Below are 12,558 nucleotides of genomic sequence, written 5' to 3'. Positions count from 1 at the left end.
TATTTAATACAAATTAAGTAAAAAATGATATCGCACGCTACTCACTATGTACCATTTTAAATTTTTATGATCTTTTTTGCTAAGTAACCAAAAATCAGCACAGGCATGGTAGCAATAATATGAATTAGCCATTCCTTACCGGTTAGTGGAACTGTTCTAAAAACTTCGCCACCAAACTGTACTATTGCAAATTGTCCTAACAGAATTATTGTGGCAATAGCAACAAATAGTTTATTGGACGAAAAGCTAAACACACCAACACCACCGAACAACCTTCGTGCGTTAAAAAGGTTCCAGAACTGCATTAAAACAAACACATTAAAGAAGCCTGTGAGATCCCTATCACTAAAACCTTCATCATGCTTTAAGTAAATTAGTAAGCCAACCAGAACTAAGTAAAATAAAACTGCTGTGGTTATTAGATACCTAAAAATAGCAGAACTCAAAATAAACTCATGGGGTGACCGAGGTTTCTTTTTCATTACCTCAGAATGTGGTGGTTCAGTGGCTAGTGCAAGAGCTGCAAAGGTGTCCATAATCAGGTTAACCCAAAGCATCTGGGTAACAGTTAAGGGTAAATCGAACCCAGTAAATGGCCCAGTTAGCACAATTGCAACAGCAACAAGATTTATGGTAAGCTGGAAGTACAGGAATTTCTGAATGTTTTGGTAAAGAGCCCTACCCCAGCGGGTTGCATTTACAATGCTTGAGAACGAATCGTCCAAAAGGATAATATCGGAGGCATCTTTGGCCACCTGGGTTCCTGAACCCATTGCTAAACCCACATCGGCCTGGTTAAGGGCCGGGGCATCATTAGTACCATCACCTGTAACGGCAACAACATTATGTAACCTTTGAAGTAGCGATACCATCCGCAACTTGTCAGTAGGTCGAGCCCTGTACATCACTTTTATACCGGGCAACACCCTTAAAGCCTCATCGTCGGGAAGTTTTTCAAAATCGGGGCCCGAAATGGATGCATGTTCAGCATTGCTGGCCAGTAATCCAGCATTTTTGCCAATAGCAATTGCAGTATCCTGGTTATCGCCTGTAACCATCTTAACATCGATACCAGCCATATGGCACTCACTTATTGCAGTAGGAACATCGTCGCGCAATGGGTCAGCAATACCAACAATTCCGAGGAATGTTAAGCCCTGAGGCATATCAGAATCGGCAATGCTATCAACTACACTCTTGGAATAGGCAAATGCAATAGTTCGCAATGCCTTTACCTGAAATCCCCTTAGTTTTTCCAGTACACTGCTACTAAGCGATTGGGGTTCGCACATGGACATAACCTTTTCGGGTGCGCCTTTAACCAAAAGTAACTTCCCCTCAAAGTCAGTAGATTGCCCCAGGGTTAACATGTACTTTTTTTCCGATGAAAAAGGATGCTGAGCTAAAGTTGTAAAACCATCGCGAAGCACACGATAATCGATACCTTTCTGGTAAAGCCAAAGTAAAAGGGCACCATCGGTAGGATTTCCAACAATGGTATATGGTTCATGCGAGAAATCGATATGAGCCGTAGAATTTACAGCCAACGATAATTTTACAAGAATCGGAAGTTCATTGCTTCCCGTATCACCCTGAAAATCCCACTCAATAACCTGCATACGGTTCTGGGTTAGTGTTCCGGTTTTATCGGTACATATTACCGTAGCAGCCCCCATGGTTTCAGTTGCTTGAAGTTTTCGTACCAGGTTGTTCTCAGCGGTCATTTTGCGCATGCTGTAGGCAAGGCTTAGGGTAACGCTCATTGAGAGACCTTCAGGAACAGCAACAACTATTAGGGTCATGGATACCATAAAGTAGCTAAGCAGGTGACTTAACAGATTACTATCAAGCACCACCGATGTATTAAAAATATCGATGTTTAATAAAACCGCTATTACCAATCCCATTAAAACCAGTAACATTGCCGATGCTAGTAGCACAAGCATCTGTCGCCTCGTATTATTGGGGTAAGGTAGATGAATTTTAGCTGACAACTTTATCCAGCTAAGAATTGCATTTACTGAAGGAACCCAGTACTTGGCCAGTAAAATGATAATGGCAATTACTGTTACAGCCAGAATATACTCCTGCTCAAGGGTATAGCTGTTAGCTGGATTTATCAAATCAAAAACAGTGAGTATTACAAATGCCAGGATTGCTATAAAGAATGCAGCTGAGCTGATGTACTCGCTCAGCTTTTGAAGCTGCTTGGTTAAAGGGGTTGGGTTATTTACCTCAACGGTGGCCGCTCGGGCTGTTTTACCAATTTCAGTACTATCGCCTACAGCTGTTGTACGGTATATGCCATGACCATCAGTAACCGTAGTGCCTTTAAGAACCTGGTTGGGTGAATATGTTGTTTTAAAGCTATCGGTTGGTATTGAGGTTTTGTTTGTGGATGGCTCACCGGTAAGGGATGACTCGTTCACTATTAGCGAAACCGATTCTAAAAGAACCCCATCCGAGGGAATTTCATCACCACGATCAACAATAACAATATCGCCAACTACCACATCGCGCTTAGGGACCGATGTTACCCCACCGTTCCGAATAACCTTTACCGGAAGCTCATCGTTTACATTATTGAGCAGTTCAAACTCTTTTGATGCTTTGTACTCATTTATAAATGCCATGATCGTAGCCAATAGAATAGCCACAATAATCCCAACACCCTCCAAGTAATGGCCATTAGTTATGCCAATAGCAATTGCAATAATGGCGGCTACAATGAGAATCTTAATAATAGGATCCTCAAACTTTTCAAGTAATAGTTTCCACCATGGAGTTTGAGGCGGCGGTGTAATGATATTCGCACCATGCAAATTCCTACTTTGAATAACCTCACTATCGGTTAAACCCTTGTAACTACTCATATCTACAAAAAATACGCAACACAAAGAAAACAAAAAGATTTAAGAATGGTTGGTCGAATAGCCAAAAAAATATACGTTTGCAGTTAAATTGAACTAACAACTTTTCACAAAATGGGAAGAGCATTTGAATACCGAAAAGCACGCAAGTTGAAGCGCTGGGGAAACATGGCAAGGGTGTTCACCAGGCTAGGAAAAGAAATAACCATGGCCGCAAAAGCCGGCGGACCCGATCCGGAAACTAACCCTAAACTCCGGCTTTTAATCCAGAATGCAAAGGCCGAGAACATGCCTAAGGAAAATGTTGAGCGTGCCATTAAAAGAGCAACCGATAAAGACACCAAGGATTACAAGGAAGTTGTTTACGAGGGTTATGGCCCCCATGGCATAGCCATTTTGGTTGAAACGGCAACTGATAACCCTACAAGAACTGTGGCTAATGTTCGTAGCTACTTTAACAAGTACGGAGGTTCGCTTGGAACTACTGGTATGCTCGATTTCATCTTTGAACGAAAGTGCTCATTCAAGGTTGCCAAAAACCCAAATATATCAATGGAGGATTTAGAACTTGAACTCATTGACTTTGGAGTTGAGGAGGTATTTGCTGAGGATGAAACCATAATGCTATTTGCTGAGTTCACCCAGTTTGGGCCTATACAGAAATTTCTCGAAGAAAAAGGGTTAAGCATTATTAGCTTCCAGTTTGAGCGAATCCCTAACGACACCAAAAAACTCACGCCCGAACAGCAGGCAGAGGTTGAAAAACTCATTGAGAAAATTGAAGAAGATGAGGACGTAACAAATGTGTTTCACAATATGGCTATTGAGTAAATGTCCATTACAATAATCAAAATGGCCACCTTGTAGTGGCCATTTTTTTTATGCGTGAAAAAGGAGTACCGGCACATCCGATTGGTAAATCATCCGTTTAGCCAACGATGGATTAAAGAGTTTATAAATCAGATTCCTTTTAACCGAAGTTAGAGCAACGAGGTTAATACTATTCTTATTGATGTATTCAAGAACACTCTTATCCGTTTCCTTACCAACAATAATATCACATTTTATTGATACATTAGAAGTAACACTTGTCAGATATTCACGGGTAGTTGCCATAAGAGCATTTATTCCGGGCGATTCTGATTTGTCCGTTACATGAATGCAGTGTAGTTCAACCTGGAATGGTGAAACAATTTTAAGGAGTTTACGAATTGAAACATTATCGTTATTATCGAAATTGGTAATGTAAAGAACCTTTTTAACCTCGTCAACCCCCTTAAGAACAGCCTTTTCGGGAATAACAAGCAGTGGAATATGGGTCTCGTCCGAAACCTCGGCAGCAACGCTACCTACAAGTTCAGTACTCCTGTACCCTTCGCCCTTAGTGCCCATAACTATTATTCCGGGCTTATAGCGTTTACTTGCCTCAATAATGCCGTAGGCGGCATATCCCTCACGTAAAGTGTATCCTATTTGCACGTCAGCAAACCCCATTTGTTTTGCAAATTCTAAAAGATTTTCATAGAACTTGACCAAACGCTCCTTTGCTGAGTTATAAAGCACATGGTAGTTCATGTCAAAATCAATTTGAATACTTGCCACATCGGTAAATGGAATCATATCAACCACAGGCGAGTTGAATACATGCAGCAACTTAATTTGAGCATTATACCTTGAGGCAAGCATAACTGCGTAGCGCGCAGCGTTCTGCGATGGCTCTGAAAAATCGACTGGTACAAGAATTTTACGGAGCTGTTGATCTGCCTTTTTGATTTCCTCATCGTGATGCATTGCCGATAGTAATTTCAATGCCTTTTCAGCATCAGATTCCCTGATTAGCACCTTTACCCCTTCAGCTATGGCTCCCTGGAGTACATTCACACTCCTTAGAAAGCACTCCACACCATTTGCCTCGAGGTACGATTTTAGCACCAAAGCTTTTGAATTGGTTTCGGTTGCAATAACTATTAATTTATCTTCCATAGATTTTAGTTTTCAATAAATATAAGGCATTGGTAAAGAAATGTCAAGTAAAATATGAAAAAAAGGCTGCAAAAAATGCAGCCTTTTAATTATTTCTTATTAATAATTTATTTTCTGTAAAGATTACTAAACAAATCATCAATGAATGAGTTAAACCTTTCAGCAACCGAAGGCATGAGTGTTTCGGCCTTAACCTGTTCACCGTTATTGAACTTAAAGTAAAGAACCCAATCTTCACCCTCCAATACCCATACAAAATCACCTACCTTATCGCCGCTGGTTGTGTAAAGCGATAGCGAAACCAAATCGTTGGGGTTGCCTGTTTCTAATTCGCTAGTGTTGGCTTCAATTTTTAGTCTAAACTCTAGATTACCAATAATTTGCTTAGCAGTAATTAAAATATTGGCCGATTCTTCGCTTACTACTGTAATGGTCAAATCAGCATCCTCACTATAAAAGAGTTTGCCATCCTTCTTAAAGGTAAAGTTCTTACTGAAAAGAACTTTATTGTTTACTGATGCATCGTATGACTCTTCATTAGAAATTGCAAATGGCCCAAAAGTAACGGTTACCTTAGTGCTGTATTTCATCATATTAGCAATGGTAGCAGAATAAACCATGCTAAACACCTGGGTACCATCCTTTTCAATTTTAACCTTAATACCAGTTGGAACAGTTTCACCGTAAACCAGGGTGGTTGTAAAGTCATAGTAGGTAATGGTTACGTTGTTCGTAGCATTATTTGCCGGGTAAGGGAATTTAACAATAACCTTGTCGGTTGGAGAAGATTCATGTGTCCACCCATCAGGAGTCCAGGTCCAGGTTCCAACTAGCTCACTGAAATCCTCAATAAGAAAATAATCAAAATAGAATTCAATTTCAGGGTTCTCTAGCAGTAGGTTCTGACGAGTCAACTCGTAAGCTTTTTGAAAGCGCGAGGGTACAACACTTTTTGAAACATCCGATTTTACGTAGAATGGCGATGGCAACTGGGTTGCAAAATATTCCTGAACCTTGTACCCATCGGTAGCAACAATCTCACCACTCTTGGTTAGCAACTCTTGCTCAGCATTGGTAATTTGCTGCTGTGCTTCATCCTTGTTCAAATCTTTTGTATCATCCTTTTCGCAGGCAACAAAAGATACCATTCCTGCCAAAAACAGGGCAAATAAAGTGAACCTTTTCATTTTCATAGCTTTAAATTTTATAGTTATTAAATTAAACATACAAGCAAGTTAAAGCAAATGGCATGCCAAAGCAATTTTTTCAGCTGTTTTATGTCAATTGAAATATTGATTTAGTCAACATTAATAGAACTATTGTCTATAAAACATGATTTTAAGAAATTGCTCATTAGTTCATAAATATATTTTTCTATTTTTGTTGATTAACATAAATTAGGGATTGGAGATGAAACAGTTTCTTTCATATATTTTACTAAGTCTGAATGTTATAGTTTGGGCTGATGCTAATGCTTGTACCAACTACCTGGTAACCCGGGGCGCAAGTACCGATGGTTCAACCATGGTTAGCTATGCTGCCGATTCCCATATCAGATATGGGGAGTTATACTTTAAACCACGTGGCATATGGCCTGCAGGCACAATGATTACTCTTTATGATAGGGGAACAAACAAGCCCCTTGGGCAAATCCCTCAGGCCCCCGAAACCTACCAGGTTATTGGGTTTATGAATGAGTATCAGGTTGCTATAGGTGAAACTACTTTTGGAGGAATAGAGGAGTTGATGGACTCAACCGCCATTGTTGACTATGGTAGTTTAATGTTTCTTGCACTCCAAAGGGCAAAAACTGCTCGTGAAGCCATTAAGGTGATGGTTGAACTTGTAGATCAGTACGGTTATGCAAGTAGCGGAGAGTCTTTCTCAATTGGCGATCCCAATGAGGTTTGGATCCTGGAAATGATTGCTAAGAAAACCAACCTCAAGTATGATAAAAAAACAAAGCAAAACGTTAATATTGATAAGGGTGCTGTTTGGGTGGCCATTCGCATCCCCGATGGTTACATCTCAGCACATGCAAACCAGGCAAGAATTCAACAATTTCCTCTTGAAAACCTTAAAAGTTCCATTAGCAGCAAAAACTTAAACCTTATTTTCAACCCAGAGGTTGAAACAGTTTACTCGCACGATGTTATTAGCTATGCCCGTAACCATGGTTACTTTAACGGCTCCGACAGTGAATTCAGCTTTAGCGATGTATATAACCCAATAACTTTTGATGGTGCCCGTTTTTGCGATGCCCGGGTTTGGGCTTTCTTTAACCATGCTAGCGATGGAATGGATAAGTATTGGGACTACGCAAAGGGTGAAAACCTAAAGAATAGAATGCCCCTTTACATAAAACCTAACCGAAAACTCTCCCCACGGGATTTGATGAACTTTAAGCGCGACCACCTGGAAGGCACTGAGCTTGACATGAGCAAGGATGCTGGAGCAGGTCCCCATGGTCTGCCTTACCGCTGGCGACCTCTAACATGGAAAGTTGATGGTGTAACCTACTTTCATGAACGCGTAACGGCCACTCAACAGACAGGCTTTTCGTTTATTGCGCAAATGCGCAACTGGCTTCCCAACCCAATAGGAGGAATTTTTTGGTTTGGAGTTGACGATGCCGCCTCAACGGTTTACGTTCCAATCTATTGTGGGATAAACAGAGTTCCCGAAAGCTACTCTGAGGGTAATGGCGATATGCTAACCTACTCACCCACTTCGGCTTTCTGGGTGTTTAACCGTGTAGCTCACTTTGCATACCTGCGCTACGACTTAATAATGAAGGATGTGAAAAAGTTACAGGATGAACTAGAAAGTAAGTTTGAGGCCTATACCCCTGCAATTGATGCAGCAGCCCTAAAACTTTGGGAAAACAACTCTAAACTTGCCATTGAATTTTTGACCGATTATTCTGTAAACACGGCCAATAGCACGGTACAAAAGTGGAGCGAACTAAGCAACTGGCTGTTAGTAAAGTACATTGATGGTAATGTAAAAAAAGAAACAGACGGCCAATTCTTACGAAACCCATGGGGCTATCCTGTCAGCCCCTCGCAACCTGGATACCGCGAGGAATGGTTGAAGACTATATTAAAAGAAACAGGCGATAAGTTTAAAGAACCAAACCAAAATAAACAGTAACACAAAAATCACTTCCAATGAAAAAAATCTACACACTACTACTACTTGCGCTTTCAGGATTACTTGTTATTGCTAATCCTGTTAATGTAAAATTGGCCCGAAAGGTTGCCATTAACTACCTTAGCGCAAAAAAGGGGGCAGGTATTGATACCTTCGATTTAAAACTGGTAAACACGCATCAGTTTGATGGTAAAGATGCCCTTTACATTTTTGCTATGAGCAAAGGCGGATTCATTATCGTATCGTCCGATGATGAGACAAAGCCTATTATTGGATGGTCGCTTACCAATCCTATGCCAAAAAAGATTGATAATCCTGTGGTTTTAGAACGCTTAAATTGGTATGCCAAGCAGGTAAACTATGCAGCAAAATCAAATATTGGGGATAAGTCGGTTAAGCAGGAATGGCAGGACATACTTGATGGGAAAATTGCTAAAGGTGTTAAAGGTGGCGGTCCGCTTTTAGCAACCATTTGGAATCAATCGCCCTACTATAATATGCTTTGCCCTACCGGAACTCCCACAGGCTGTGTAGCCACGGCAATGTCGCAGATAATGCGTTACCACCAATGGCCTCAAAACGGAAAGGGATGGCATAAATATGTACACTCCACCTATGGAACTCAGTATGCCAACTTTGAAGCAACATCCTACACTTGGGCCAGTATGCCGAATGAGCTTACCGCTGCAAGTACTTATGATGAGAAAGTTGCTGTTGCAACCCTTTGCTACCATGCCGGTGTTGCAGTAAACATGAACTATGCTACCGATGGTTCAGGTGCTTTTAGCAGAGATGTTTTGTACGCCCTTACAAACTACTTTAACTACGACCCAACCACCATTCAAATCTACACTTTTGACCCAAACAACCAAACCGAATGGATAAATATGGTGAAAACAGAAATTGATGCTGGTAGGCCAGTTTACTATTCGGGTAGTAGTTCTGCAAGTGGAGGCCATGCATGGGTTTGCGATGGGTATAACGACAACAGCGAACTACATATTAACTGGGGATGGGGTGGATATGCAAATGGATACTATGCTGCATCGGCAATGAAACCCAGTGGAACTAGTTACGATTTCAGCGAAAGCAACGATATGATTATTGGTATCAAACCCAACCAGTCAGACTTCAAACACCTTTGGGTACAGCAAGCCAGCGGTTTTGGAACTTCATCGCGCGGTATTCAATTCATATCGGCAGTAAATAATAGGGTAGCATGGGCAGTTGCTTACGATGGATCGGGAAGTAATGCTAAGGTTAAGGAGTATACCATGACCACCGATGGGGGTGCTACATGGAAAGCCGGTTCAATTAACCCGGCAAATTCTAATGGTTTTGCAGCAGGTATGATATGCGCCATTGACGATAAAACCGCTTGGGTGCCCCTATACGATGGTACAAATGGAGGTGGAATGATAGCCAAAACTGAAGATGGTGGTAAAACCTGGACACAGCAAACATCCGCAACTTTCACTAAGCCTAACGGCTTTCCAAACGTTGTTCATTTCTGGGATGCTAATAACGGCTTCTGCATGGGCGATCCTAACGGAGGATACTTTGAAATATACACCACAACCAACGGAGGAGCAAACTGGACAAGAGTATCCCAAGCCAACATTCCAGCACCCCTTGATGGTGAATATGGCGTAATTGGCTACTATGATGTTATTGGCGATAATGTTTGGTTTGCCACAAATAAAGGTAGAATATATAAGTCAACCAATAAAGGCGCAAGCTGGCAGGTATACCAAACCCCATTAACTTCAACCGCCTTTGAAATTGCCTTCAAGAATAGCAATGAAGGTATTATTTACGGAAATGAGAACGATATTGATAAGTACTATAGAACCACAGATGGCGGTGCCAACTGGACACAATTTGCTCCCAGCGGAAACGTTTACACTGCTGATTTATGCTGGATACCAGGTACCGATACTTTAATATCGACTGGTTCCAACTACTCTGCCAATAAAATGGGCGTATCCTATAGTGTTGATGGCGGTAATACGTTTACCGATTATGCACCCTTTTACAAGAATTTCCAGTTTACAAATATGGGTGCCTCGCCAAATGGAACAGTTTGGGCTGGAAGTTTTAACTCAAGTGCTAACTATGGTGGAATGTGGAAGAAAGGGGCATCGGTACTTTCAGCTAATTTCACCGTAAATAAAACTACTGCTTACCGCAACGACAGTACTGTTGTATTTACCGATATGACCTATGGCTCGCCAGAATCGTGGGAGTGGAACTTTGGCGAGGGTGCTGAACCTGCTACAAAAACAGGTAAAGGTCCTTATACCGTTAAATACACCACTTACGGAGATAAAACTGTAACCTTAACCGTTCAGAAAGGTAACGATATTCATGTATATGTTAAAGAGAAAGTCTTAAACGTTACCTGGCCCTCAGGGGTTGATACTCACAATAATGATAATAAGCTTACTGTTTATCCGAATCCAACCAATTCATCGGTTTTTGTTAACATAGCCGGGTTTACCAAGGGCACAATTGATGTTTACAACATTACTGGTGCATTGGTGTGGTCATCGGGAACAGAAACAACCGAAGGGAGAATAGATGTTTCAAATCTTTCCACAGGAGTGTATCTGATCAAAATTAAAAGTGACAATGGTACGGTTACAACCCGTAAGCTAACTGTTACTCGTTAAAAAAGAACTAATGAAATGAATGAAGGGGGCTTAAAAAAGTCCCCTTCTCTTTTTTACTTTCAAACGATTTGAACCCCTAAGCTTTTCATTTCGTTAATGGCCGTTTCTCCATCAGTTGGATTAACATTAACTGCCTTAATTGCATTTAGGGCTAACGTTACCTTAAATCCAAGTTTTATTGCATCAATTACAGTATTTTTCACACAATAATCGGTGGCTAAACCGGCAATAACCAACTCGTCAACATCTATTTGACGTAGCCACGATGCTAAACCAGTTCCCTGAAAACCTGAATATGCCTCTATATCGGGCTCGGTGGCTTTAGATACAAGAAAAGCAACTGAGGGAAAGTATAAGTTGGGGTGAAAAGCAGCACCAGGAGTTCCTGCAATGCAATGCGGAGGCCAAATCCCCCCATTCTCTTTGAATGACAAATGGTTAGCTGGATGCCAATCGCGGGTAAAAATAATTGGTAATCCATCGGCCTCAAATTGTTTGCTAAGCTCGTTAATGGGGTCAACCACTTTATCGCCATCGGTTACTGCCAAGGCACCGCCTGGGCAAAAGTCGTTTTGTACATCGACCACTATTAATGCTTTCATAGTATTCACTCGTTTGGGTTATACCTTTGCAAACGTGGGTTTGGCATGAAATACCTGCCGACCTTAGCCATGGGTTTACCATTTACTTGAACAATATCGGCAGTAAAATCGTAACTTCCCTGCATGAGATAACTGCCAACACCATAGGCATCAACCGGAACACCCATTCCCTCGAATTGCCTTATACGGTCAGGGTTAAAACCTCCTGAAACCACAATCTTTACATTTGAAAATCCTTCGCGGTCAAGGGCTGAACGCACAAGTTCTACCAACTTGGGGTTAACCCCGGTAGGTTTGTAAGTACCCATTAATGGGAATACGCTTTTATCGACAAGATTCTCAGAGGTGTCGAGCCTAACACCCCATAGCTTGTCGCCCATGGCGCGGGCACACTCCAAAGCGGTATTTACGCAATCGTTATCAAAATCAACCAAAGCTATAAGGGTTGCATTAGGGTATGTTTCATGGAAAAACTGAACCGCTTTAACTGTATTGCCACCAACGGCGGCTATTAAGGCATGAGGAATGGTTCCGGATGCACCTGCTCCCCACCATTCGCCCTGTGCATCGGTGGAAACGCCTGATGCACCGCCAATATGAGCAGCATAACCATCGCCACCCTGAACAGCCCAATGGTCGAACCGGGCAGGAAAGTACAAAACTGTTTTACCGTTTGCCGCTTCAACAACCCTTCTGACATTGGTAGCAATTTTGGTACGGCGTGCAAGAATACCCAAGTATATAGTTTCAAGATGTGCAAATAACGAGGCATCGCCATGGATATGCATAACAGATTCATAGGGCGATATGGAATCGCCATCCCATAGGGCATCAATCTCTATTTCCGAGAAACCATCAATCCATAGGTTATCCAACTCCTGCGATACCTTAATACGCTCCTCCTCAATTTGCAGATACCTGTTTTTATCGGTTAAAAACTGTTTTCTGGCAAGTTTCTTTAAATCGATTAGTTTATCGAAAAGTTGGTATGCTTTTGAGTAATCGGAATATCGGCCACTTGCCACTTTGAGAACAGCAATGGCCTCATCAATGCCGCAAAGTATGGCGTTATTCTTTTGAAAAACCTGCATGGTTACCCTAGGGTGAAGGTCATGGTTTTCCAGAACAACTTTTTCGCGCCAGAAATACACATCGCTACGGTAACCCCGGCGGAGTTCCTGCACCGGTAGATCGAATATGGTAGTGTTTAAACGTTTTTTCATATCATGCTAAATTTAGTAAAAAAGGGGATTGACATCAATCCCCCTTCATCAATAT

8 protein-coding genes are annotated in these 12,558 nt (G+C 41.6%); 3 read left to right on the top strand and 5 right to left on the bottom strand.

All coding sequences use genetic code 11. The features are described 5' to 3' along the window. Window positions 1–56: 56 nt before the first annotated feature. Entirely contained in the window at window positions 57–2,873 is a 2,817-nt protein-coding gene (locus tag AB6811_RS01360; RefSeq protein WP_369488405.1) for a calcium-translocating P-type ATPase, PMCA-type, read from the bottom strand. A gap of 111 nt (window positions 2,874–2,984) precedes the next feature. Here AB6811_RS01360 and AB6811_RS01355 point away from each other — a divergent pair, with 111 nt between their 5' ends. Then, complete coding sequence (locus AB6811_RS01355; protein ID WP_369488404.1) at window positions 2,985–3,701, top strand: YebC/PmpR family DNA-binding transcriptional regulator; 717 nt, start codon at window positions 2,985–2,987, stop codon at window positions 3,699–3,701. 48 nt (window positions 3,702–3,749) lie between these two features. Here AB6811_RS01355 and AB6811_RS01350 read toward each other — a convergent pair whose 3' ends face one another. Both AB6811_RS01350 and AB6811_RS01345 read right to left on the bottom strand, forming a co-directional pair. Beyond that, window positions 3,750–4,853, bottom strand: a complete 1,104-nt coding sequence (locus AB6811_RS01350) for a universal stress protein (RefSeq protein WP_369488403.1) — start codon at window positions 4,851–4,853, stop codon at window positions 3,750–3,752. A 107-nt stretch (window positions 4,854–4,960) separates the two neighbouring features. Then, window positions 4,961–6,040, bottom strand: a complete 1,080-nt coding sequence (locus AB6811_RS01345; protein WP_369488402.1) for a hypothetical protein — start codon at window positions 6,038–6,040, stop codon at window positions 4,961–4,963. Window positions 6,041–6,263: 223 nt separating this feature from the next. On the opposite strand from AB6811_RS01345, the gene AB6811_RS01340 reads away from it, so the two are divergent. Beyond that, window positions 6,264–8,006 carry a dipeptidase gene (locus AB6811_RS01340; protein ID WP_369488401.1) on the top strand — a complete coding sequence of 581 codons (1,743 nt, stop codon included), beginning with the start codon at window positions 6,264–6,266 and terminating at the stop codon, window positions 8,004–8,006. 17 nt (window positions 8,007–8,023) lie between these two features. Next, entirely contained in the window at window positions 8,024–10,678 is a 2,655-nt protein-coding gene (locus tag AB6811_RS01335; RefSeq protein WP_369488400.1) for a C10 family peptidase, read from the top strand. A 59-nt stretch (window positions 10,679–10,737) separates the two neighbouring features. Here the strand turns inward: AB6811_RS01335 and pncA are convergent, their stop codons facing one another. Together pncA and AB6811_RS01325 are read right to left on the bottom strand one after the other, a co-directional pair. Next, on the bottom strand, window positions 10,738–11,280 hold the full coding sequence (gene pncA / locus AB6811_RS01330; protein ID WP_369488399.1) for a bifunctional nicotinamidase/pyrazinamidase: 543 nt from the start codon (window positions 11,278–11,280) through the stop codon (window positions 10,738–10,740). A 5-nt stretch (window positions 11,281–11,285) separates the two neighbouring features. Beyond that, window positions 11,286–12,503, bottom strand: coding sequence for a nicotinate phosphoribosyltransferase (locus AB6811_RS01325; RefSeq protein WP_369488398.1), 1,218 nt, complete (start codon window positions 12,501–12,503; stop codon window positions 11,286–11,288). Window positions 12,504–12,558 lie beyond the last annotated feature (55 nt).

Source organism: Tenuifilum sp. 4138str (assembly GCF_041102575.1).
In the GTDB taxonomy this organism is placed as follows: Bacteria; Bacteroidota; Bacteroidia; order Bacteroidales; family Tenuifilaceae; genus Tenuifilum; species Tenuifilum osseticum.
This window is presented reverse-complemented; position numbering and strand designations above follow the sequence as displayed.

What these genes read in the sequence shown, in the direction of transcription:
- AB6811_RS01360 (WP_369488405.1), bottom strand. Translation starts at nt 2,873, where the DNA reads ATGAGTAGTTACAAGGGTTTAACCGATAGTGAGGTTATTCAAAGTAGG.
- AB6811_RS01355 (WP_369488404.1), top strand. Translation starts at nt 2,985, where the DNA reads ATGGGAAGAGCATTTGAATACCGAAAAGCACGCAAGTTGAAGCGCTGG.
- AB6811_RS01350 (WP_369488403.1), bottom strand. Translation starts at nt 4,853, where the DNA reads ATGGAAGATAAATTAATAGTTATTGCAACCGAAACCAATTCAAAAGCT.
- AB6811_RS01345 (WP_369488402.1), bottom strand. Translation starts at nt 6,040, where the DNA reads ATGAAAAGGTTCACTTTATTTGCCCTGTTTTTGGCAGGAATGGTATCT.
- AB6811_RS01340 (WP_369488401.1), top strand. Translation starts at nt 6,264, where the DNA reads ATGAAACAGTTTCTTTCATATATTTTACTAAGTCTGAATGTTATAGTT.
- AB6811_RS01335 (WP_369488400.1), top strand. Translation starts at nt 8,024, where the DNA reads ATGAAAAAAATCTACACACTACTACTACTTGCGCTTTCAGGATTACTT.
- pncA (WP_369488399.1), bottom strand. Translation starts at nt 11,280, where the DNA reads ATGAAAGCATTAATAGTGGTCGATGTACAAAACGACTTTTGCCCAGGC.
- AB6811_RS01325 (WP_369488398.1), bottom strand. Translation starts at nt 12,503, where the DNA reads ATGAAAAAACGTTTAAACACTACCATATTCGATCTACCGGTGCAGGAA.